Origin of the sequence: Rothia mucilaginosa, from assembly GCF_019334805.1 — a bacterium.
In the GTDB taxonomy this organism is placed as follows: Bacteria; Actinomycetota; Actinomycetes; order Actinomycetales; family Micrococcaceae; genus Rothia; species Rothia mucilaginosa_C.
The window spans coordinates 2,059,584-2,082,992 of sequence record NZ_CP079822.1 but is presented as its reverse complement, the minus strand read 5'-3'; the positions used below and the strand labels follow the sequence as shown (position 1 = coordinate 2,082,992).

The 23,409-nt window shown below is 62.1% G+C and carries 13 protein-coding genes; 5 read left to right on the top strand and 8 right to left on the bottom strand.

The window, feature by feature from the left end; all coding sequences use genetic code 11:
• Positions 1-194: 194 nt before the first annotated feature.
• The gene (gene pyk, locus LPB405_RS08250; protein WP_219101200.1) at positions 195-1,658 is read right to left on the bottom strand and encodes a pyruvate kinase; all 1,464 of its coding nucleotides are present in this window, start codon (positions 1,656-1,658) and stop codon (positions 195-197) included.
• Positions 1,659-2,180: 522 nt separating this feature from the next.
• On the opposite strand from pyk, the gene LPB405_RS08245 reads away from it, so the two are divergent.
• Together LPB405_RS08245 and LPB405_RS08240 are read left to right on the top strand one after the other, a co-directional pair.
• Positions 2,181-2,753 carry a flavodoxin domain-containing protein gene (locus LPB405_RS08245; protein ID WP_219101198.1) on the top strand — a complete coding sequence of 191 codons (573 nt, stop codon included), beginning with the start codon at positions 2,181-2,183 and terminating at the stop codon, positions 2,751-2,753.
• A gap of 630 nt (positions 2,754-3,383) precedes the next feature.
• Entirely contained in the window at positions 3,384-5,324 is a 1,941-nt protein-coding gene (locus tag LPB405_RS08240) for a GH25 family lysozyme (RefSeq protein ID WP_219101196.1), read from the top strand.
• Between the two features lie 969 nt (positions 5,325-6,293).
• Here LPB405_RS08240 and adhP read toward each other — a convergent pair.
• The 6 genes from adhP to LPB405_RS08210 all read right to left on the bottom strand — a co-directional run bounded on the left by adhP (position 6,294) and on the right by LPB405_RS08210 (position 16,404).
• On the bottom strand, positions 6,294-7,334 hold the full coding sequence (gene adhP, locus LPB405_RS08235; RefSeq protein ID WP_257604906.1) for an alcohol dehydrogenase AdhP: 1,041 nt from the start codon (positions 7,332-7,334) through the stop codon (positions 6,294-6,296).
• Between the two features lie 398 nt (positions 7,335-7,732).
• On the bottom strand, positions 7,733-9,115 hold the full coding sequence (locus LPB405_RS08230) for a phosphoenolpyruvate synthase (protein WP_219101194.1): 1,383 nt from the start codon (positions 9,113-9,115) through the stop codon (positions 7,733-7,735).
• A 323-nt stretch (positions 9,116-9,438) separates the two neighbouring features.
• Positions 9,439-10,512: a prolipoprotein diacylglyceryl transferase gene (lgt, locus tag LPB405_RS08225; RefSeq protein ID WP_219101192.1), complete on the bottom strand. Its 1,074-nt coding sequence runs from the start codon at positions 10,510-10,512 to the stop codon at positions 9,439-9,441.
• Positions 10,512-11,366, bottom strand: coding sequence for a tryptophan synthase subunit alpha (gene trpA / locus LPB405_RS08220; protein WP_219101190.1), 855 nt, complete (start codon positions 11,364-11,366; stop codon positions 10,512-10,514). Before trpA ends, lgt begins: the two co-directional genes overlap by 1 nt.
• On the bottom strand, positions 11,366-12,700 hold the full coding sequence (gene trpB, locus LPB405_RS08215) for a tryptophan synthase subunit beta (RefSeq protein ID WP_219101188.1): 1,335 nt from the start codon (positions 12,698-12,700) through the stop codon (positions 11,366-11,368). Before trpB ends, trpA begins: the two co-directional genes overlap by 1 nt.
• 326 nt (positions 12,701-13,026) lie before the next feature.
• Positions 13,027-16,404 (bottom strand): chromosome segregation SMC family protein, encoded by a 3,378-nt coding sequence (locus LPB405_RS08210; RefSeq protein WP_219101186.1) that lies wholly within the window; start codon positions 16,402-16,404, stop codon positions 13,027-13,029.
• A gap of 261 nt (positions 16,405-16,665) precedes the next feature.
• Between LPB405_RS08210 and LPB405_RS08205 the strand changes: the two genes are divergently transcribed.
• From LPB405_RS08205 to LPB405_RS08195, 3 genes are all read left to right on the top strand, one after another.
• On the top strand, positions 16,666-17,718 hold the full coding sequence (locus LPB405_RS08205; protein ID WP_219102067.1) for a 3-oxoacyl-ACP synthase III: 1,053 nt from the start codon (positions 16,666-16,668) through the stop codon (positions 17,716-17,718).
• Positions 17,719-17,804: 86 nt separating this feature from the next.
• A complete protein-coding gene (locus LPB405_RS08200; RefSeq protein ID WP_219101184.1) occupies positions 17,805-20,825 on the top strand; it encodes an alpha/beta fold hydrolase in 3,021 nt (1,006 codons plus the stop codon).
• A 33-nt stretch (positions 20,826-20,858) separates the two neighbouring features.
• A complete protein-coding gene (locus tag LPB405_RS08195; protein WP_219102066.1) occupies positions 20,859-22,115 on the top strand; it encodes an NAD-dependent epimerase/dehydratase family protein in 1,257 nt (418 codons plus the stop codon).
• A gap of 177 nt (positions 22,116-22,292) precedes the next feature.
• Here LPB405_RS08195 and mutM read toward each other — a convergent pair whose 3' ends face one another.
• Entirely contained in the window at positions 22,293-23,375 is a 1,083-nt protein-coding gene (mutM, locus tag LPB405_RS08190; protein ID WP_219101182.1) for a bifunctional DNA-formamidopyrimidine glycosylase/DNA-(apurinic or apyrimidinic site) lyase, read from the bottom strand.
• Positions 23,376-23,409 lie beyond the last annotated feature (34 nt).

The window sequence follows — 23,409 nt, the reverse complement described above, 5'->3', positions numbered from 1 at the left end:
TACCCCTTGTACCCCACCCGCGCATCAGATGGGACAACAATAAAGGCACAAGAAAGATAAAGACGCAATAAAGATAAAGACACAAGAAACCGCCGCCCGATCGTGAAGTCACGACCGGGCGGCGGCTTCTATATACCGAGCGTACAGGCTGAGGATTATCCCCCGCTACGCATCGAAAAAGATTGGTGAGCGGCTTAGCGCTTGACCTCGTTCTCCTCGTAAGGACGCAGAGCCTCACGCTCGCCCTCAGCACCGTAGACGCGGTGTACCTGAACCATGTTGGTGGTACCTGCGCGGCCTGCGGGAGCACCGGCAGCAACGACGACCAGGTCGCCAGCTTCTGCCAGACCGTTCTTCAGCAGGTACTCGTCCACGAAGTGGAACAGACCTTCCTGATCGGTGATCATCTCAACCTGCTCAGCCTCAACGCCCCACAACATGGACAGGAAGGAGCGAACCTTCGAGCTGGTGGTGAACGCGACAATCGGGGTCTCGGGACGCAGACGTGCCAGACGACGTGCGGAGTCACCGGACTGGGTGAAGGTTACGATGAGCTTTGCGTCCAGCTGGTCAGCGATGTTCACTGCTGCGCGGGTGATTGCGCCACCGCGGGTGCGGGGCTTGCGGTCCAGCTCGGGCACGCGGTACAGACCGCCCTTTTCGGTGTCCTTGACGATTGCAGCCATAGCCTGCAGGGTCAGGATCGGGTACTTACCGACCGAGGTCTCACCGGAGAGCATCACAGCGTCTGCGCCGTCGAGGATTGCGTTAGCGCAGTCAGAAACCTCTGCACGGGTGGGGACGGGGTTGTCGGTCATGGACTCGAGCACCTGGGTTGCCACGATGACGGGCTTTGCCCAGCGGCGTGCCATGTCGATTGCCTTCTTCTGGACGAGGGGAACCTCGGAGAAGGGCAGCTCAACACCGAGGTCACCACGAGCGACCATGATGCCGTCGAACTTGTCGATGATGTCCTGCAGGTTCTCAACTGCCTGGGGCTTCTCGATCTTGGCGATGACGGGTACGCGAATACCCTCTTCTTCCATGATCTTGTGGACGGGGTCAACGTCTGCACCGGTACGAACGAAGGAGAGTGCAATGATGTCTGCACCCATCTTCAGTGCGAAGCGCAGGTCGTTTGCGTCCTTCTCGGTCAGCGCGGGCAGGGAGACTGCTGCGCCGGGCAGGTTGATGCCCTTGTTGTTGGAGATGGGACCACCGACGACCACGCGGGTACGAACGCGGGTGGGGGTAACTTCAATTGCTTCGAGGCGGATCTTACCGTCGTCGAGCAGGAGCTTGTCGCCAAGCTTGACGTCGCCGGGCAGGCCCTTGTAGGTGGTGCCACAGATTTCTGCGGTACCTTCAACGTCTTCGGAGGTGATGGTGAAGTCTGCGCCGGGCTCAAGGTATTCCTTGCCGTTTGCGAAGCGCTCGAGGCGGATCTTGGGGCCCTGCAGGTCGGCGAGGATTGCAACGTCCTTACCGAGCTTCGCAGACTCTTCACGGATGGTGTTGTAGCGTGCCTGGTGCTCGGCGTGGTCACCGTGGCTCATGTTCAGACGGGCGACGTTCAGGCCAGCCTTGATTGCCTCGGAGATCTTCTCGGGGGACTCGATTGCCGGACCGATGGTTGCAACGATTTTTGCGCGCCTCATGTACCTAACCTTTGTGTGTTGTTTTGTGTGACCACTGGAGGTTCACACTGGTTTTCCGGGGAAGACTAACGTCAAATTCCCAATTATTCCCACGTGTTCTAACAGTTAACCACGTGCCGGATGCGTGGGACTCTTTCTCAATTATAGGGGTTTTAAGCCCGCTTGGGTATGGTTCCCCCAGCTCTTTCCATCGAAGAATTTGTGTTTCACGTCGCATTTTGAGCACCACCTCCCACCCGCCAGGCATGCCACGGAAAGCCAGTTTTCACACCCACTACCCCTCCTCACCCCGGAAAGTAAATTAGGGTGCTTTTTACCCATAGAAACCAGCCGTTGCGCAATATTTAGTCACACTCGAGAACCTTCGGGCGTGTTTCAAAAACATAGAGACACTCAGAGTGGGCTGTGAGAAGATAGATGGGGCATCCAAAAGCTGGGCGATTTCACATTTTCGCGCGCCTAGCCTATATTGGAACCCATAATTAGTATTTGAAATGCGAAATATATCTGGAAGGTTCACAGATGACTACTCGCGTGCTGATTATCTTCGGCTCCACCTATGGCTACACCGAACAGTACGCCACCTGGCTGGCAGAAGATTTGCGTGCACTCCCGCAGGCTCCTGAGGTTGAGATTGTCCCCGCCTCCAAGGTCACCCCCGAGCAGGCAGAGGCATTCGACGCCTTCGTGATTGCCGGCAGCGACTACGGTGGATTCCTCAACGGCGCACCGGCACTTCGCAAGAAGATCCTGCCCATCATTGCACCCAAGAAGAACCGCACCGCGTTCTTCACCGTCTCCTTCACCGGTGAATACTCCAAGAAGCTGCTGGACAAGGCCGTCGCCAAGAGCTACACCCCCGAACTGACCGAGGGTCGCCCCGTCTACCACCTGCGTGGCGGCATCGACTTCGACAAGATTTCGCTGGCTCACAAGACCGCCCTGAAGGGCCCGGTGCGCGCATGGCTCATGGCAAACCCGCACCCGAACGAGGGTATTCAGCAGATGCTCGAATGCTACAAGACCGGCAAGGCTGAGTACATCGATCGTGAGACTCTCAAGCCGCTGGTTGAGGACATCGCAAAGTTCCTCTAAGCCTTTCGGGAAACACAAGCTTTCGCCTCTTCCCACCCGTCTCTTTCAGCCGGACATCAGAACCTGAAAGAGCGGGCGGGAAGAGCCGAGAAAAACGTGCCAACAGGCACCATATACGTGGTCGATGACTCTTCATCTCTCCTGCATCGACCATGCAACTCCGGGTGCCGGTGCGAGGCCGCGCCAATCACAGTACCCGGAACATGAGGGGTGGGTCTTTGTGTGTGCGGCCCACCCCTTTCCTTATGCCCGCAAGCCAAAGCCCCGGCAGCGTAGCCTCCGACAGAGCAGTCCACAGAGTGAAATTCTCAACGCCCCGGCGTGTCGCGCACCTAAAATTTTTCACAAAAAACTGAGCCCATAAATGCATCGACACGCCGCAAAACAAAACAGGTCCCTCAAAGACGCCGATTTACTGTGCACTCCATGGAAAATATGCCGTCAGAAAGACACACTAAAGCATTGCGCACAGCTATGCAGGTACCGTAGGCTGTTAGCTGTGCCGGTCGCTTGACACGGCAACAATTGACACATCAACCTCACTCAACTGCACCCCTATTCACTCGCGTCAGAAGCCCCCACACAGGGCCACATCGACGCATCCACCTCTCAAACACAGGCAAAAAACCTATGAAGAAACTCCAGACTGCCGCGCGCTCCGCGGCAGCCCGCTCTATCGTGGCGTCCGCAGGTGCACTCGCCCTGGTTGCCGCATCCCTCACCTCCGTTCCCGCCGCATTTGCTACCCCCACCGCGAGCGCAGCGGCAGAGGTCAACCCCGTCAACCCCAACGCATCCTACGAAGAGCTCAGCTATGCGCCCGCCCCGGATGCATCCCTGGTCGAACGTTCCAACCCCGCAATGGGTGCGGGCGAACGCGAACGACTAGGCACCGCCAACGCGCGCACCGGCGCCGTCTCCCCCGCTTCTACCGCAACTCTGAGCGGTATTTCCGCGACCCAGAGCTCCGCGCAGGGTCAGGCGGCTGGTCAGGGTCTGGCGGCTGGTCGGGGTCTGGCGGCCAGCCAGGCGCTGGCTCAGGGCCGCTCCGCGTGGGCTCCCTCCGGCGGTACCCTCGGCATGGACGTCTCCTCGCACCAGCAGAACGTGGACTGGGCGAGCGCCTACGCCGCCGGTTCCCGCTTCGCCTATGTGAAGGCAACCGAGGGGGGCTACTACACCAACCCCTACTTCGCTCAGCAGTACAACGGCTCGGCACGGGTCGGCATGGTGCGCGGCGCCTACCACTTTGCGAACCCCCGCACGTCCTCGGGTGCCGATCAGGCGCGCTACTTCGTGCAGAACGGCGGCGGCTGGAGTGCCGACGGCCAGACCCTACCGGGCCTGCTGGACATCGAGTTCAATCCCTACCCCGCCTACGGCAACACCTGCTACAACATGACCCCGGCGCAGCTGACCGCCTGGACCCGCGATTTTGTGGACACCTACCGTTCGCTCACCGGCCGCGACCCCATGGTGTACACCGCAACCTCCTGGTGGTCGCAGTGCGTGGGTTCGCAGCAGTTCGGCACTCTGCCGCTGCACCTGGCAAGCTACTCCACTGTGGTGGGCGCAATTCCCGCCGGCTGGAGCGGCTACGACATTTGGCAGTTCACCGACTCCGGCCCGTTTGTGGGTGACTCGAACTTCTTCCCCGGCACCGTGAACGATCTGAAGGTTCTAGCGAAGAATCCCAAGGCTACGCACCGCAACTGGTCAAACGGCCAGGACCGCGCAGTCGATGACCGTGCCGCACAGGATTCGAACGTGGTGACCACCGCGACCGGTTCGATTGATATTCGCACCGGCATCGGTGACTTCTGGAACAAGAACCGCGCGTTCTACGGCAACCCCATTGGCACCGAGTACTCCCTGGGCAACGGCGTATACGCACAGAAGTTCACCAACGGTAAGACCATCTACTGGACGAACTCTCACGGCTCGCACTGGCTGGTCACCAACGGCGGCCTGGACCAGAAGTTCCGCTCCGACGTGGCACGATTCCGCGGCCTGACCACCAACGAGGAAACCCGCTCCGACACCATGGCGGTCTCCTTCGCCAACGGTGAGGGCGGCTACTGGTCTGCCGCTACCGGCACCCACATCATCAACGAGCGCGGTGACATTTATTGGACCTGGCGCAAAGCAGGCATGAGGGGCGCCCCCACCACCGATGAGCAGAACCTGGGTAACGGCCTCATCAAGCAGGAATTCACCGGCAGCACCACCTACGTGTGGTCCGCACAGACCGGCACCCACCGCCTACACACCGGCGGCGCGTTCTACCACCGCTTCCTGCAGCACCGCGGCACCTGGGGTGCCCCGGTGACCGACGAAACCGCCACCTCCACGGGTGCTCAGGTGCGATTCGCCTCGGGCAAGGTACTGCTTTGGTCGGATGCGCACGGTGCGTACGAGACCAACGGTAATGGCGCAATCTTCAAGCATTGGGAGAAGAACACCGCCCGCTACGGTGCGGCACGCGGCGACGAAACCTATGTAAACGGCGTGTACTACATGGATTTTGAGCGCGGCACGATCCGCTGGACCGCACAGCGTGGAATCTACTAAGTAGCGTGGAATCTACGAAAGAGCGTAGCAGCTACTAAAGAGCGTGGAATCTAGCCGACCATAAAACGCGCATATGAAAACGAGGGGCACCTGGCAGAGGTGCCCCTCGTTCTTTTGCTACAGGGCGCATCTTCTGAACAACACAAAATCAAGATGCGTTCTGTAGCGGGTGGGTTACCGAGTGAGTAGAGAACCCGGCTATGTTACCCGTGCCGGCAGGTAAATTTATGTCGAGGCGGTGCGCCGCCGCGAAGCGTTATTGCGGAATTGTCCAAGAATTTCGGATTAGTGTGGCGGACATAGTCCCCATTGACTATGTCCGTGGGGCCCACACTAATCTTGTGAGACCTCTTCCGAAGGTGTCTAAAGGGGCGCCTGACCGGAAGTAGGACTCAGCGGTGAATAACGGCACGGTACGAAGATGCTGAAATTCACCCGGGTATGGCGTTCCGGGAGAAGGAATCGATATCTAGGAGGGCCGAAACCTTCACACGTCATATCCCGTTACATCAAGGGTATGTGCAAGGGTGTTCAAAACCTATCTCTTCGGCAAATATTACGCCTCAACCAATGGTTGAATGTTTACAATGCAAGTATGCACTTTGAGATCTATAGATGTCAAATAAGATGCTCTATTGAACTAATTTAGCGGGAATTTTGATATATTTCCGCGGATATTTCAAAAATAAATTCCTGTGTATATTACGTTTAGGTGCCTGGCACTCACAGAGTTTTTCAGCCCCTTACGATAACGGCTCTCAAAAACCCGTAGCTATAAACCGGCGCCCTAAAACGCCGCATTAAAACACTAAGGCGCACCCCGCGTCGTATGCACAGCAGAAAGAGTACCCCTACTCCCCCGCCACACGGGATGCGCCCTAGGCGTTATATAACTATCGAAGCTACCGGCAAAACCTCAGCCGAGTGAGACCTTGAAGCCCTACCGGGCGCCTCGAATCATCCGCCAGCTTAGAGGCTGGCGAAGTCCAGAACCATACGGCCGGTAATCTTACCTGCTGCCATTTCCTCGAAGACAGCCGGTGCCTCATCAACCGCACGCAGCTGAACCACCGGAACCACGATGCCGTCAGCACCGAACTGGAATGCCTCCGCCAGATCCTGACGGGTGCCCACCAGGGAGCCCACCACGCGGATACCGTCCAGAACGATCTTCACAATGGACAGCTCCATCATCTCCGAAGGCAGACCAACAGCCACCACGGAACCGCCCGCACGAACCGACTCAACAGCCTGGTTGAATGCAACCTTCGACACCGCGGTCACCACAGCAGCGTGAGCGCCACCGCCGGTCAGCTCGCGAATACGAGCCGGAACGTCCTCAACCTCACGGCCGTTGATGATGTAGTCAGCGCCGGTCTCACGAGCCAGAGCCAGCTTGTCGTCGTTGATGTCAACAGCGATAACCTTGGCACCGAAAACCTTCTTAGCGTACTGAACAGCCAGGTTACCCAGACCGCCAGCACCGTAAGCAACCAGCCACTGACCCGGGCGGACCAGCGACTCCTTGATTGCCTTGTAGGTGGTCACACCAGCGCAGGTAATGGAGCTAGCCTGCGCCGGGTCAAGGCCCTCGGGAACCTTCACGGCGTAATCAGCGGTCACCAGGGTGTACTCGCTCATGCCGCCGTCAACCGAGTAGCCTGCGTTCTTCACCGAACGGCACAGGGTCTCACGGCCCGAGGTGCAGTACTCACAGTGACCGCAGCCCTCGAAGAACCAAGCCACCGACACGCGGTCGCCTTCCTTCAGGGACTCAACACCCTCGCCGACCTTGACGACACGACCGATGCCCTCGTGGCCCAGAATACGGCCCGGAACCTCACCGAAATCACCGGAAGCCACGTGCAGGTCAGTGTGGCACACACCCGAGTACTCAATCTTCACGAGCGCCTGGCCGTGACCGACAGCCGGAACGGGAACCTCACGGACAACAACCGAACCGTCAACCTTCTCAGGGACAACAACAGCCTTCATGGTTTCCTTGCACATGATCTAAACTCCTTAGTCATCGGTGGCCGCGCTCAAGCCGCAATCTGCAATCTGCGCCGTGCAACCTAGCGGGGTGGGCGCGTGTATTCTTTACATTTCCACCGTAAAATGATGAGCCGCCAATCTAAAGGTTTACCCCCGAATATGACAGAGGGGTTATTTAGGGGTCGGCACGCGAGCGAGGATGAGCTTTCGATAAGGTCTATTCCGACCAATGCGCTAAACCGCCAAAGGTTGATATGACGCTATGACGAACCGACACAGAAGATGAGAATGCCTCCCAAACCAGCGGTCTGGGAGGCATTCAGAAAAAATTTAAATATTAAGTTTGAGGCGCATACCACCCTAAAGAAAGGGTTCAATCTGCACCTATACGATTCTTATAAGCTCATAGCAGCTTAGAAGCAGAAAGCAACCTCAATATAGCCGGCACCGCGCTCACCCGGACCATTCGGAGCGTTCAACGCCCAACCCAGATCCATGATGCGCACCGTAGAATCCATGAACGTACCGCCGCCAGCGCCACCGCCAGCCAGCTGCACCGAACCCACCGCATAGCGGGCACGAGCCGAATCATTATTCCACTTCTGCGACACCACACGAGCCGAAACACTCAACGCAGCACCGGAGCCGCCGCCGCCATAACCGGCGCCACCGCCTCCAGAAACCACCGACTGGTAGCCGTTAAACAGCTCGCCAGCGTTCGACGGGCGGTTATCGGTACCCTCCGGAGTCTGATCCCACTGGTACGAATAGCTCGCCACACCATCGGCGCCCTTCGCACGGAAACCGCTCGCACCCGCCGCACCGGCAGTCGCAGTGCTCACCAGCTTCTGGGTGGAAGTGCTCGAAAAACCAATCACCGGGCCGTCAGCAGTCGGCGGGTTCAGCTTCTCACCGCCAGCGCCGCCCACACCACCGGCAGCGCCCGAACCCGGGTTCACCGTCAGAATCGGATTAGACTGCGCCTCGTACGAGGTGAAACCAACAAAACCGGGCGAACCGTCGCCATCACCCGAACCAGCGCCACCACCGGTGCTGAACTGATGCTCGCCACCGGAGCTATCGAGCGAATAGTGCGCGGTCGGGCGGACAGCACCCGCATTCGCGGGGTTCGGCAGAACCGTCGCATACGACGCCAGCACACCGGCACCGCCGCCGCCACCGGCAACAATCATCGGCACGCCGTCCACCTCAATAGCGGAGGAACCACCGCCGGATGCCGAATACAGCACAGCGCTCATGCCGCCGCGACCGGTCACACCGCCAGAAATGCGAGTCAAATCATTAATCGCAGAAACAACGTTCGCAGGAACCGGCGAAGAAGCCTTCGAAGAGCCGCCCACGCCGTAGCCGTCGCCGCCCTCAGCGGGCTTTAGCTCACCATTACCGATACCGCCCGAACCGGCAGTCAGAGTAATAGTCTGGCCGCCGCGCACAGCCATAGAACCCTCCACCATGGCGCCGGAACCGGCATCCGCCACAGTGTAGTTCGTGCCGCCAGCACCGCCCACAGCGGTAAAACGCATACGCTTAGCGCCCGCAGGAACCGTCAACACACGGACCTTCTTCACGCCGTCACCGGCAGTGACCATCGTCGAATCCTCGTAGGGACCGGTGCACTCGCCTTCCTCGTCAGAAGCCGCATAAGCGGGAATCACCGACGACGCCACAACAACCGGGGCAGCCCACGCCGCACCAGCCACCAGGCGGCGGCGCGACAGGCCCGGACGAGAAGAAGGAGAAACGGCGCGCGAAAAATCGCCGGAAGAAGAGCTCACGATAAAATCCTGTACGTTGAGTGGGTGTTTCTAAACGCAGACGCGGCAGGTATCACCACTCGAAGAGCCTCATACTCCTTCGCGGGTGCCCACCACATGCAATACCTCTATTATGCCTTCTCAACAGCCTAAATCCACGCACGGCGCCGTCACATACCAGTGTGTGAATGCTACACGCGCTTAGCAGAGCGCCAGAGTGGAAGAATGCCAGTGCGGAAGCGCCAGAGTGGAAGAACGTCAGAGCGCAGAAACAGGTACAAAAAACCGCCGGACGGGGGGGCACTCCCCCATCCGGCGGTTTTTCTATGAAATTTAGATGAAAGCTAGGAGCTCTTCGTTTGGGAGTCCGCCGTCTGGGAATCCTTCGTCTGGGAGCCCTTCATCGAAGACTCAGAAGAGTCAGAATCCTCGGCGGGCTCTGCCTTCTCGGTTGCCTTCTCGGACACCTTCTCAGGTGCCTTCTCCTCAACGTCCTCTGCAGACTCATCTGCGGCAGGCTTCGGAGCGAACTCCGCAGGAGCCGGCTCAATACCCGCAGCAGCCTTTGCCGCCGCACGACGACCAGCCACCACAAAACCAGCAGCACCCAGCAGAACCAGCAGCAGAGCAGTCCACACGTGAATACGAACACCCCAGAGCATCTCCGAGGTATCAATACGCAAGAACATCTCAATGAAGAGGCGACCCACACCGTAGTAGAACACATACAGCCACAGGGTCTGACCCAGCTTCAGCACGCCCTTACGGCCCAGCCACAGTAACAACGCCACACCCAGCAGGTTCCACAACGACTCGTACAGGAACGTCGGATGGAACAGCGTACCCGCCGGATACTGAGGCGGGAAATTACCGCTCGAAGCGCTAATCTCCAAGCCCCACGGCAGAGTCGTCGGCTTACCGAATAGCTCCTGGTTGAACCAGTTACCCCAGCGGCCAAACGCCTGAGCCAGCAGAATACCCGGCGCTACCGCATCCGCAAAGGCCGGGAAATTAATCCCGTAGCGGCGGCAACCATACCAGGCACCCAACGCGCCAACCGACACGGCACCCATAATGCCGATGCCGCCCTCCCAAATCTTCAGGAAAGCCCACGGATCAGCAACATTCGGACCGAAATAGCTACCCGGGTCGGTAATCAGCACGTGGTAGGCGCGGGCACCAATAATACCCGCCGGAATAGCCCACATCGCCACGTCAAAAACGCGTTCAGGGGTACCACCCGCCGCCTTCCAACGGCGAGAACCCAGCCACAAGCACACCGCCATACCCGCAAGAATACACAGAGCATAGAAATGCACACGGAACGGGCCCAGCTGCAGATACGAAACGCTCGGTGACGGAATCGACGCCAGCACGTTAGCTACCGGCACGCTCGCCAGCGACAGCACATCAGACATTAGCCTTCACGCCCCGCCAGCTCACGGGTCAGCTTAGCCACCGCCTCAACACCGCCAGAAGCCAAAGCCTTCACCAGCGCGGTACCGACAATCACGCCGTCCGCATACTCGCCAATCTCCTCAACGTGGGCACGAGTTGAAACACCCAGACCCACGCACGCACGAGGCGCACCGGCTGCCTTAATGTCCGCAACCAGGGTGCGAGCTGCCTCCGACACGGAGGTGCGGGCACCGGTCACGCCCATCACCGATACGGCGTACACGAAGCCGCTCGACGCCTTCGCAATGGTCGCCAGACGCTCCGGCGAAGAAGACAGAGCCGCCAAGAAAATACGATCCAGACCGTACTCGTCAGAAGCCTCAAACCATGCCGACGCCTCATCAGGCACCAGGTCCGGGGTGATCATGCCCGCGCCGCCGGCAGCCGCCAAATCACGCGCAAAATTCTTCACACCGTACGCCAGAACCGGGTTCCAGTACGTCATCACGACAACCACAGCGTCGGTCGCCTCGGTAATACGGCGGACCGCCTCAAACAGCTGAGGAAGCTTGAAACCGTTCTCCAGCGCCACGCCGGTCGCCTTCTGAATCACCGGACCATCCATGACCGGATCAGAATAAGGCACGCCCAGCTCGATAATGTCCGCGCCGTTATTGCCCAGAGCAATCGCCGCGTCAATCGACTCATCCAGGGTAGGGAAGCCCACCGGCAGGTAGCCAATCAGCGCCGCACGGCCCTGCTTCTCGCACTCAGCCAGACGAGCCGCCAGAGGCGAGTTCGCGTTCGGAGCGGGGAAAGAACCATCCAGCATCGTAAAAGGTGCCGCCTGAGAAATAGCGTCCTGGTAGCTCATTACTTAGCCTCACTTTCAGCCTGTGCGTTCTGTGCAGCGGATGCGGCAGCTTCCTTATTACCGGTCATCAGGGTCGAGGACGGAATCGCCTTACCCAGGCCGAACCACTTCAGCGCGGTCTCCATGTCCTTATCGCCACGACCGGACAGGCAGACAATCATCGTCTTCTCGCGTGCCGCCTCCGGATCCTCAGCAGCCCAACGCTGGCACACGCGCAACGCGCCCGCCAGAGCGTGCGAGGACTCAATCGCCGGGATAATACCCTCGGTGCGGCAGAGCAGACGCAGAGCGTCCATCGCCTCGGTGTCAGTCACCGGCTCGTAGGTCACGCGACCAATATCGGACAGGTAGGAGTGCTCAGGACCCACGCCAGGGTAGTCCAAACCAGCCGAAATCGAGTGGGACTCAATGGTCTGGCCGTCCTCATCCTGCATCAGGTAGGTCATCGCGCCGTGCAGCATGCCCGGGCGGCCCAGAGTAATGGTCGCCGCGTGACGGCCGGTATCCACGCCGTCGCCGCCAGCCTCAAAACCGTAAATCTCAACCGAAGAATCGTCCAAGAACGCGTGGAACAGACCAATCGCATTCGAACCGCCACCCACGCAGGCAGCAATACCATCGGGCAGGCGGCCAGTCTCAGCAAGAATCTGCTCGCGCGCCTCAGAACCAATAGCGTCGTGGAAGAAACGCACCATCGCAGGGAACGGGTGCGCACCCGCGGCGGTACCCAGCAGGTAGTGGGTGTTCTCAACGTTCGCAACCCAGTCGCGCAGCGCCTCATTAATGGCGTCCTTGAGGGTGCGGGAACCGTTCTGAACCGCAATCACCTTCGCGCCCAGCAACTGCATACGAGCCACGTTCAGCGACTGACGCTCAGTGTCTTCCTCACCCATGTAGACCACGCACTCCATGCCGAACAGCGCAGCCGCGGTAGCAGTCGCAACACCGTGCTGACCCGCACCGGTCTCAGCAATCAGACGGGTCTTGCCCATACGCTTAGCCAGCAGAGCCTGACCAATCACGTTATTAATCTTGTGGCTACCGGTGTGGTTCAGGTCCTCACGCTTGAGGAACACGCGCGCACCAGCATGCTCAGAGAACTTCGGAACCTCAGTCAGCAGCGACGGACGGTTCGAATACTCAGCAGAAAGACGCTGGAACTCGGCAATGAACTCGGGGTCGTTCTTCGCCTCGTTAAAGGTTGCCTCCAGCTCATCCATGGCGGCAATCAGCGACTCGGGCATCCACCGCCCGCCGTACTCACCAAAATAGGGGCCGGGGGCATTCTTCAACGACTCGCCGTTGAGGAAAGCATCTGCCAGGTTCTCGCTCATCACTATTCCTTCCCTGGATGGTTACCGCCGGATGCGCGCCGCGGGTAGGGCGGGGCATCAGGCCTGATCACAGCGAAACACCACGCAACCGCGGGTAGGGCGGGCGGTGTTCACGCATATCCCCCTATAGTACCCGGGTACAGGCGGTGACCTGTACCCCGGGGTGCACATGACCATTCCTAGGACATGTGACGTTCGCCGGGGTGGGTGTGCTCGCGGGTATGGGCGGCTCGCATGGGAAGGTTTAAACGCTGGGAAGAAGCGGCGAGGCAGGGGCGCTCGGCTGGGTCTGGCCGGGTCGGGCAGGGTCTGGCAAGCGCGGCGGGCTACAGCAGCTCGCGCAACTCCTCCATCTGCTGAGAAAGCACCGTCGACACACCACCGCGCATCGACACCCCGTACAGGGTCTCCGCAATCTGCATCGTGCGCTTCTGATGCGTCACCACAATCAGCTGCGAACGCTCCCCCAACTCACCAATCACCTGCAGCAGGCGCGAGAGGTTGCGGTCATCCAGCGCCGCCTCAACCTCATCGAGGGCGTAGAACGGCGACGGGCGAGACATATAAATCGCAATCAACAGCGCCAGCGAAGCGAGCGAACGCTCACCGCCAGAGAGCAGCGACAGGCGCTTAACCTTCTTACCCGCCGGGCGCGCGTGAATCTCCACACCCGAATTCAACGGATCGGACGGGTCGTCCAGCTCCAGGTGGCCCTCGCCTCCCGGGAACAGGGTCTCAAAGATGCGGCGGTAGTGGGTGTTAATGTCCTCCAGCGCGGCGGTGAACACCTCCGCAATGTGGCTGCTGACCTCGTCCATGACTGTGTTCAGGTCGCGGCGGGTCGCCTTCAAATCCTCAATCTGCTGGTTCAGGTAGGCGTGGCGTTCAGAAAGCGCCTCGTACTCCTCCAGCGCCAGCGGGTTAATGGCGCCCAGTGCCTCCAGTTCGGCGCGGGTTGCCTTGAGGCGAGCGCGGACGCTCTCGGTGGAGGCTTCGGTAGTCTCTGATGCCGTTTCGGTAGCAGTATTTTCGGTGGCGGTATTTTCGAAAGCCGCGTTTTCGGACGTCTCCTCCGCGGGCACGTCAACCGGCAGCTGCTCGGAGTACTCCTCCTGCAGCTGCTCCAGGGTCAAACCGGTCACCAGGCGGGCACGTTCAGCCAGCGCCTGCACACGCTCCTGCACGCGCGCCGCCTCCGTCTGGGTGCGCGCCAGCAGGGTCAGCGCCGCCGCGTGCGCCGCCTGCAGGTCCTGCACCTCATCATTGGTGCTGGTCAGACCCTCCTGGGCGTTCTTCAGGGCGGTGCTCAGCTCGTGCAACTGCTGCTCACGCTCGCTCACCTGCTCGGCAAGCACCTCCCCCAGACGCTGGGCGCGGCGCTCAATGGTCGCGGCGGGAGCCTGCTCCCCCGTGCCCGCCAGGTAGGAATCCTCGCGGGTGCGCGCCGACTCGTAGGCGGTGCGCGCCTGCGCCACGGATTCCTCCGCAGCGGCAAGGCGCTCGTTCAGGCGGGCGCGCTCATTCTGAATGTTCTGCGCGGATGCCTCCAGGGATTCCGCCTGAGCGCGGGCGCGGGCATGCTCGGCGCTCGCCACGCCCGCCGCCTTCGCCGCCTCACGTTCCGCTTCAACCGCCGATTCTGCCGCGGTCTGAGCCTGCTGAACGGTCTGCTCGGCTTCGTCCAGTTCGGCGCGGGTGCGGGTCACGACCTGGGAGGCGGCGCGGTATGAGGCGGCGAGTTCCAGGGGGCTGGCGCCCTCAGCCGGGTAGAGCAGGCTGTAGCGGGTGTGCTCGGTGCCTGCGGGGTCAAAAATACGCCAGATAGTGCGCTGACCTGCGAGGGGATTCTCTGCGAGCAGGTGTAGGGCGTGCTCTGCGGAGGCGGCATCCGGCGCGAACAGCATGCCTGCCAGGCGCTCGCCCAGCGCCGCGGTGACGCGCGCCAGGGCGTGCTCATCGATGCCGGCGAGCGCGGCGGCATCCTCGCTGAGCGGTTCAATCATCTCGGTTGCGGGGCGGATACCCAGCTCGCGCAGCTCGGCAGCGCAGGATTCGGGCAGGGTGGTTTCAGGCAGTTCTGTTGAAAGTTCCTTCGCGGCAGATTCGCTGCTTTCGTCCCCCTTATCACCGCGCAGCTGCGACACCTCGGCGCCCTCAACCGGCACGCTCAACGCCGCGGTCGCCAGCGAGGTCAGCGCCGCAGAAGCCGCGCGCGCATACTCGGGGTCAATCTGCACGGCATCCAACACGCGCAGCAGGCTCGCGCCCTCGCTCGAAGAATCCATGAGCTCACCGGTCTCGGGGTCGAACACCGCCTCAGCAGATTCAGTGTCCAGTTCGGCGGGTTCCTCGCCCAGGCTCTGCCCCAGCGCCTCACGCAGGGTTGCGGCACGCTCAGCCGCCGCCGCGTAGGCGCGGGTCGCCTCCACCGCAGCGGCGCGGGCGGCATCCAGCTGAGCCTGCGCGCGGGCACGAGACTGCGCCGCCTCACCCGAGGCGCGCTCAGTCTGCGCCACCTCGGACGCTGCCTTCTCGACGTTCTTCAGCGCCGCATCGTAGCGTTCCTCAAAGCTGGCGTAGCTTTCCACCGCGCGCTCTGCCTCTTCGCGGCGTTCCTCCAGCAGTTCCAGGGCGCGTTCGTATCCGGCGCGGGCGGCGGCGGTCGCCTCGGTCAGCTCCACGCGGTAGGTGCGCACGCGCTCGGCGGCGATGGACTGCACGGTGCGCACGCGCGCGGCGGACTCGCGCAGGGTCGACACGGCCTTCTGACAGGCGGTGACCTCCGCGTTCAGGCGGTTCTGCTCCTGCTGATGCTTCGCGGATGCGGCACGCGCCGCCTCCAGCTGTTCTTTCAGGGTTTCGGCGCGGCGGGTACCTTCCGCCTCGGAGGCGAGAGCCTGCGTCTGCTCAGCCTGCAGAACACCCAGCTGACGGGCCAAAAGTACCGCCTCCAGCTGGCGGATGCGCGCCTGCAGCTGGCGTGCAGTCGCGGCGGATTCTGCCTGCTCGCTCAGCGGCTGCAACTGCGAATCCAGCTCGGCAACCAGGTCGCTCAGGCGGGTAACGTTCGATGCCACAGACTCCAGCTTGCGGCTGGTCTTCTCCTGGCGGCGGCGGTACTTGACCACGCCCGCCGCCTGCTCAATCATGTCGCGGCGCTGCTGGGCGGTGGCGTGCAGGACTGCATCCAGCTGACCCTGGCCGACGAGCACATGCATCTGCTGACCCAGACCCGCCTCCGAGAGCAGGTCCTGAATGTCGGCAAGGCGCGCCGGGGAGCCGTTAATCTCGTACTCGCTGCCGCCGGAGCGGAACATGGTGCGCGAAATCTGCACCCGATCAGCGGGAATGCTGAGGGTGCCGTCAGAATTATCGAAAGTCAGGGTGACTTTGGCGCGGCCCAGGGGCGCACGCTGGGCGCCGTCGCCCGAACCAACCTCGCCGGAGCCCGCGAAGATAACGTCCTTCATGCTGCCGCCGCGCAGGCTCTTAGCGCCCTGCTCGCCCATAACCCAGGCGAGCGCATCCAGCACATTGGATTTGCCGGAGCCGTTGGGTCCGACCACCGCGTTAATGCCGGGGGTGAACTCAAAAGTGGTGGCGGAGGCGAAAGACTTGAACCCGCGCAGGGTCAGCGACATCAGGTGCACAAGGGGCCTTTCTGCAGAAGAACTGGTGTGTGCCGGGCACGTTCTGTGGTGCATGGCGGCATCCCTCTAGTGTACGCGGTGCGGCGGGCGGGCGGCGTGAACGTGCACGGGGTGAAGAGGGTTCAAAGTTCCTCATTATGCATCATCTTACGCGCGGGGTGAACGGGCGCGTTCATATTGGGTCTACGGATACGGGTTCGCCCGGTCGGTGCGGTAGATTGGAATGAGCATCACGAATTCTGCGGGGCCGCTGTTCGCATCCCCGCGTTTTTCTATGTATCCCACTGACTTCTATTTTCAAGGGCCACACCATTGATGAATGCACCCGCCGATAAGGTCGGCACGAACTCTGACATTCGCCACGCTAACGCAGCTCTGCTGTCTATTACCCATGAGCTACCTCCGGAGGTCGTCACGAGCGACTACTTCGATGAGCAGCTGGCCCAAACCTACAAGCGTCTGCGCATGCCGAAGGGCCTGCTGGAGCGCCTTGCCGGTATTAGCACTCGCCGTGGCTGGGCTGAGGGCCAGACCTTCGAGGACGGCGTGGTTGCCGCAGCCGAGAAGGCTATCGAGCAGGCGGGTATTGACCGCTCCCAGATTGGCTTGCTGATTAACGCTTCGGTGACTCGCGATAACTTTGAGCCCGCCGTTTCGGTGGGTGTGCACGACCGCTTGGAGTTGCCGCGTCACGCCCTGAACTTCGATATTACGAACGCCTGCCTGGGCTTTGTGAACGCGATGACTGTCGCCTCCACCATGATTGATGCGGGCGCTATCGACTACGCCCTGATTGTGGCTGGCGAGGACCCCTCCCCGTGGCACCGTACCGCGGTGCGCATCCTGAACAACCCCGATTCGACCCGCGAGGATGTGCTGGCGCAGTTCGCGACCCTGACCCTCGGTTCGGGTGCGGCGGCGGCTGTGATTGGTCGCGCTGACCGCCACCCGGAGGGTCACCGCATTGTCGGTTCGGTGTCCCGCGCGGGCACCGAGCACCGTAACCTGTGCATCGGTGGCGAGGCGGATCAGGGCATGAACACCGACGCCGAGGGTCTGCTCAAGTACGGCCTGGAGCTGGTGGCGCAGGCGTGGGAGCAGGCGCATCAGGACGGCTGGGAGTGGAACGACATGACCTCCTATGTGACCCACCAGATTTCTAACGCCCACACAAACGCCATTATTGAGGCGGTCGGTATTGAGCGTGAGCGCATCCCCTTGACCTTCCCGAAGTGGGGCAATGTGGCTGCGGCGGCTCTGCCGATGACTCTCGCCGAGTGCGCGCCGACCTACACGAAGGGCGACCGTATTCTGTGCATGGGTGTGGGTTCTGGCCTGAACACTGCCCTGCTTGAGATTCAGTGGTAACCCGTTAGCCAGCAGCCCTTAGCCGGCAGCCCTTAACCTCTGTGCGGTAGACATTCACCGATTCGATCCGGAAGGATTCCCCCAGCATGCGCCATTTGAACTTCCCTAAGACCCAGCCGCCGTATAACCCGGAGGAATGGGCGGGCGTGAACCCGCGTTACTCCCACCTTCTGGAGGTGCCCACCACCGCCCCCATTGAGCAGCGGGCGCAGCAGGCTGGCGCGCGCCGCTGGCACTACCTGGATAACCTTCCGGTGCTGGTCGAGCAGGGTTTGGAGCCGATTGGCACGATTCTGTGCGTGCACGGTAACCCGACCTGGTCGTACCTGTGGCGTACCGTGCTGGATGCGGGCGTGAATGAGCGCGCCCCGTGGCGTGTGGTTGCGGTTGATCAGATTGATATGGGTTATTCGGAGCGCACCCACCTGGATTTGGAGGGTGAGCGCCGCACCCTGACCGACCGTATCGCTGACCTGGGTGATTTCACGAAGGCGCTCGGTCTGGACGAGACTGACAAGCCGGTCGTAACTCTCGCCCATGACTGGGGTGGGTTGGTGTCCTTTGGTTGGGCGCTGGAGCATCGTGAGATTCTTTCGGGCGTGATGCTGACGAACACCGCGGTCTACCATGACGGCATTGAGAATATCCCTGCCGCCCTGCGTCTGGCGTTGGGTGTGCACGAGTGGGGTACCCGCGATTCGACCGCGTTTATTGATGTGACCCTGGGTTTGGCTCAGAATGAGGGCCGCCTGCCCGCGCCGGGTTCTGCCGGTGCCGGGGCGCTTGATGGTGCCCTGCCGCAGCCGGTGGGCAAGCAGCCCAAGCGCCTGTACCCGAGCCCTCTGAACGAGGCGATTTACCGTACGTACCGTGCGCCGTACGCTCATTCGGCGTGGCGTGAGGGTGTGCGTAATTTTGTGGGCGATATTCCGACCGGTGCCGATGTTCCGTCCTATACGCCGATGCAGCGTATTGCCGAGCAGATCCGTGGCCTGGACGTGCCCGCGTTCTTCCAGTGGGGCACGAAGGACCCGGTGTTCCAGCGCCGCTACCTGTTCGACCTGATGGAGCGCATGCCGCAGGCGAAGGTGCACCGCTACGAGAAGGCCTCGCACCTGGTCATTGAGGATTACGATATTGCCTCCCCCATGATTTCGTGGCTTGCGCAGACTTTCGGCACGCTGGAGGATGGCGCTCTGGTGCCCCCGCACAACGTTGAGGCGGAGCATCGTGCCGCCCGCGCACGCCGCCACGGTCTGACTGCCGGCGAGGGCGCTACTGCTGAGGGCACCGCCGCTGAGGGTGCTGAGGGCGCTGTTCCCGCGGCGTTCCGACCCATGCTCGCAGCCCTCACCGAACGCGCCGATGACGCCTCCACCGCCGTGGTGGACATGGACCCCAAGGGCGACGGCACCTCCGTGTCTGTAACCCTGACCTGGGCTGAGCTGAACCAGCAGGTCAACGCCGCCGCGACCCGCCTGCACGCCCTGGGTGTGCGTCCGGGCGACCGCGTGAACCTGATGGTGCCTCCAGGTGCCCGCCTGACCACCCTGATTTACGCCTGCATGAAGCTGGGCGCTGTCATTGTGGTGGCTGATACCGGCCTGGGTATTCCGGGTCTGACTCGCGCATTGAAGGGCGCTAACCCGAGCTTCCTGGTGGGTATTCCCGCCGCGCTCAGTGCCGCCCGTACCCTGCTGTGGCCGGGTGTGCGTATTTCTGTGGAGCCGCTGGGTTCGGTGCAGGAGAAGCTGTTGGGCGTTGCCGGTTCGGTGTTTACCGCGCCCGCCGCTGACGGTACTCCGGGTGCTCCCGTGCCCACCCCGACCGTGGTGGAGTTCCCCTCCCCCGTGCCGGATGCTGATGCGGCGGTGCTGTACACCTCCGGTTCGACCGGCCCGGCTAAGGGTGTGGTGTACACGCAGCGTCAACTGGCGGGTATGCGCGATGCCATTGCGAATACGTACGGTTTTGCGCCCGGTAGCGGCCTGGTGGCTGGCTTCGCGCCGTTTGCACTGTTGGGCCCGGCACTGGGTGCTACCAGCGTGACCCCGACGATGGATGTGACCCGCCCGAAGACCTTGACGGCTTCGGCATTGGCGTCGGCTGCGGCGGCTATTGATGCGTCGGTCGTGTTTGCTTCCCCCGCCGCCCTGGTGAATGTGGTGGCGACTGCCGATGAGCTGAACGCTGAGCAGCGTGCGGCGTTGGCTAAGGTTCAGACCGTGCTGAGTGCTGGCGCGCCGATTCCCGTGCCGCTACTGGAGGCGCTCTCCGCACTCGTGCCGAACGCCTCCCTGCACACCCCGTACGGCATGACCGAGGGTCTGCCGGTGACCGATGTGTCTTTCGAGATGATTCGCCAGGCGATTGCTGAGGGCACCCCGAATGCTGCCGGTGAGGTGCTTGACCCGTTCGCCCGTGATGGCGTGTGCGTTGGTTTCGCGGTGTACGGTGCGGCGGTGGCTATTGCGCCGCTGCTGCAGGACGGTTCGGTCGCGGATGAGCTAACCCATGAGCCGGGTGTGACCGGTGAAATTCTGGTGTCGGCGCCGCATGTGAAGGACCGCTACGACACCCTGTGGGTGACTGAGGAGCAGTCCATTAGCACTCCGGGTTGGCATCATACCGGTGACGTCGGGCACCTGGACGCTTCGGGTCGCCTGTGGGTTGAGGGTCGCCTCGCGCACGTGCTGCTGACTTCGCAGGGCGTACTGACCCCGGTTGCGGCTGAGCAGTCCGCCGAGTCCCTGCCCGAGGTGCGCCGCGCCGCCCTGGTGGCGGTGGGTCCTGCCGGTACTGCGGCACCGGTGCTGGTCATTGAGGCGTCCGCGAATACTGCCGCGTTGGAGGCGCGCCAGTCGGCATCGGGTCTCAAGCGTGCCCTGCTCGATCGCGTGCCCGGCGCTCGCCGCTTCCCCATTGCGGAGGGTGTGGCGCCCTTCGAGCTGTCGCAGCTGGTGCGTCAGAAGGTTGCCGAGGATACCGACGTGGAACTTGCCGCGGTGCTGGTGGTGCACGAGCATCCGACCGATATTCGCCATAATTCGAAGATTGACCGCCCCGCCCTGGGTGAGTGGGCGTCGAAGGTCCTTGCGGGGGCGTAAGCGCCTGCCGGATCCCTAAGTCTAAGGAGTATGATGTCCCCTCATTCTTCGCGTGAGTCCTCTTCCCACGAGCCCGCACCCCGCCTGTCTGCGTCCCGCTTGTCTGGACACCGCCTGTCGACTGCGCATGCGGTGATTTCCCCGACGGCTCGGTTCCGTAAGCCGGCGCAACCGCTGGCGGCACGCTACACCGACCCTGCCCCGCGTTCGCTGCGCCCGGTTGAGGAGCCCGATTTCGCGCCGCGTATTGGCGAGCGCATCCTCTTTACCGGTGCGAGCGGCCTGCTGGGTCGTGAGAGCGTTCTGGCGTTGCTGCGTGCAGGCTATGATGTGCGCGTTTTTCAGCGTGGCGATTCGGGTATTGCGGCGCTTCTGCCCGATTCGATTCGCCCGCGTTTTGAGCAGGTGCGCGGCGATATTACGAACGCGCAGGCTGTGGATCTGGCGATGACCGGCGTGAACGGCGTGGTGCATGCCGCGGCAAAGGTTTCGGTCAGCGGCGAGTGGACTGACTATGAGCGCATCAACATTGAGGGCACCCGCACCCTGTTGCATGCGGCGCTGAACCACTCGGTGGGTTCGTTCCTGTACATTTCGTCACCGTCGGTGGCTCATGCCGGTGCGGCGATTGTGGGTGACGGTGCCGGCGTGGCGTCCCCGGAGCATGCGCGCGGTAACTATGCGCGTTCGAAGGCTGCCGCTGAGCTGCTCGCGTTGGAGGCGAACGGCACTCCCCTGCCCGGCGGTGGGGTTTTGCGTGTGGGTGCGTTGCGTCCGCACCTGATGTGGGGGCCGGGCGATACCCAGCTGGTCGAGCGTATTCTGGAGCGTTCCGCCGCGGGCCGCCTGCCGCTACTATCCGGCGGTACGGGTCTGATTGATACGCTCTACATTGATAACGCCGCGGATGCGCTGGTGCGCGGCTATCAGCGCCTCGACGCTTTTGCGGGCCGGGCGCTGGTGGTGACGAACGGTCAGCCGCGCACTATCGCTGAGCTACTGGGTGGTTTCTGTGAGGCGGTGGGCGTTCCTGCCCCGCGTTTCTCGGTTCCGGCGAAGGTTGCGGCTCTGGCGGGTAAGGTCATTGAGCGCGTCTGGGAGCGTCTGCCGAAGAACGTGACCGCCGGTGATGAGCCGCCGATGACGGAGTTCCTCGCCGAGCAGCTGTCGACCGCACACTGGTTTGATCAGCGCCGCACCCGTGAGCTTCTGCAGTGGGAGCCCGCCGTGTCGATTGAGGAAGGCTACGAGCGTCTGGGCCTGTTCTACGGGGACAGGTACAAGCGATAGGTACAGCCGCCAGTTGCTTCTTGTCGGGGTGGCTTTCGGGTTGACTCCCTCGCCCCCCGGTTTATACAGCTGAGGTTCAAACGAATGACGGCGTAGCTACATCCCCCTATGGGAGGAACGTAGCTACGCCGTCATTCGCATATCTAGCGTGAGCTTGTGCCTATCGTAAGCCTTTATCTAGCGAGAACGCGGCGCCCGCTGGCAGTGCGGGCAACGGTAGGATGAGCGGTTCTGGAACGGCTCGCGCACCATCAGGGTTGTGCGGCCCGCCTCCGCGCAACGGTGGCAGGGCTCCCCGGCACGGCCGTAGGCGTTCAGCGAGCGCTCAAAATAGCCAGACTCCCCCAGCACGTTCACGTACAGGGCATCGAAGCTTGTGCCGCCCGCCGCCAGGGACTCGCGCAGCACCTGGGTGACCGCCTCCAGCAGTTCGCGGGTTTGGGCGGCGCTGAGGGTGCGTGCGGGCTTCGCGTAGTGCAACCGCGCACGCCACAGCGCCTCGTCGGCGTAGATATTACCCACGCCGGAAATCACCGACTGGTCTAGCAGCACCTTCTTAATGCCGCTGGAGGTGCGCAGGAACTTGCGGCGCACCGCCGCGGGGTCGAAGAATTCGTCCAGCGGGTCGCGGGCAATGTGCATGACCGCTTCCGGTACTAGAAAACGCTCCGGTACTTCACCCGGCGCTACCTCACCCGGCGCTACTTTATTCGTTGCAACTGCCGCGGGTACGTCCGGTACCAGCGGGCTGAGGAACATGCCGCCGAAGATGCGCTGGTCCACGAAGAGCAAGCGCTGCCCGGTGTTTGCCCGGTTGGCGCTCGCCGCGCCACCGGTGGCTCCCGCAACGCTGGTAGCTCCCACCGGTCCTAGCTCGAGCGCCACGCGCAGGTGCCGCGGCTGCTCATCAAAGGCCGCACGCGCCTGCAAATCATTACCCGAGTCGCCGCCCGAGTCACTGCCGGAATCGCCGCCCGGCTCATCGCGCACGAGCAGCTGACCACTCATGCCCAGATGCACCACGAGCGCCTCGTCGGCAAGCGTGCCGTCCGCCTCGCTCAGGGTCAGCCATAGGTACTTGCCGCGGCGGTAGGCGCCGCGCAGCGCCCTGCCGGTGAGTGCCGCCTCAAAGTGGGCGGGACCGGGCAGGTACCTGCGCAGCGAACGGGCATCGACCACGCGCACCGCCCGCACGGGGCGACCCAACGAATGGTCGACTAGACCTGCGCGAACGGTTTCCACCTCGGGTAGTTCGGGCATGAATTACTCCCCTCAACGGGATTGCAGGTTCAAG

What these genes read in the sequence shown, in the direction of transcription:
- pyk (WP_219101200.1), bottom strand. Translation starts at nt 1,658, where the DNA reads ATGAGGCGCGCAAAAATCGTTGCAACCATCGGTCCGGCAATCGAGTCC.
- LPB405_RS08245 (WP_219101198.1), top strand. Translation starts at nt 2,181, where the DNA reads ATGACTACTCGCGTGCTGATTATCTTCGGCTCCACCTATGGCTACACC.
- LPB405_RS08240 (WP_219101196.1), top strand. Translation starts at nt 3,384, where the DNA reads ATGAAGAAACTCCAGACTGCCGCGCGCTCCGCGGCAGCCCGCTCTATC.
- adhP (WP_257604906.1), bottom strand. Translation starts at nt 7,334, where the DNA reads ATGTGCAAGGAAACCATGAAGGCTGTTGTTGTCCCTGAGAAGGTTGAC.
- lgt (WP_219101192.1), bottom strand. Translation starts at nt 10,512, where the DNA reads ATGTCTGATGTGCTGTCGCTGGCGAGCGTGCCGGTAGCTAACGTGCTG.
- trpA (WP_219101190.1), bottom strand. Translation starts at nt 11,366, where the DNA reads ATGAGCTACCAGGACGCTATTTCTCAGGCGGCACCTTTTACGATGCTG.
- trpB (WP_219101188.1), bottom strand. Translation starts at nt 12,700, where the DNA reads ATGAGCGAGAACCTGGCAGATGCTTTCCTCAACGGCGAGTCGTTGAAG.
- LPB405_RS08210 (WP_219101186.1), bottom strand. Translation starts at nt 16,404, where the DNA reads ATGCACCACAGAACGTGCCCGGCACACACCAGTTCTTCTGCAGAAAGG.
- LPB405_RS08205 (WP_219102067.1), top strand. Translation starts at nt 16,666, where the DNA reads ATGAATGCACCCGCCGATAAGGTCGGCACGAACTCTGACATTCGCCAC.
- LPB405_RS08200 (WP_219101184.1), top strand. Translation starts at nt 17,805, where the DNA reads ATGCGCCATTTGAACTTCCCTAAGACCCAGCCGCCGTATAACCCGGAG.
- LPB405_RS08195 (WP_219102066.1), top strand. Translation starts at nt 20,859, where the DNA reads ATGTCCCCTCATTCTTCGCGTGAGTCCTCTTCCCACGAGCCCGCACCC.
- mutM (WP_219101182.1), bottom strand. Translation starts at nt 23,375, where the DNA reads ATGCCCGAACTACCCGAGGTGGAAACCGTTCGCGCAGGTCTAGTCGAC.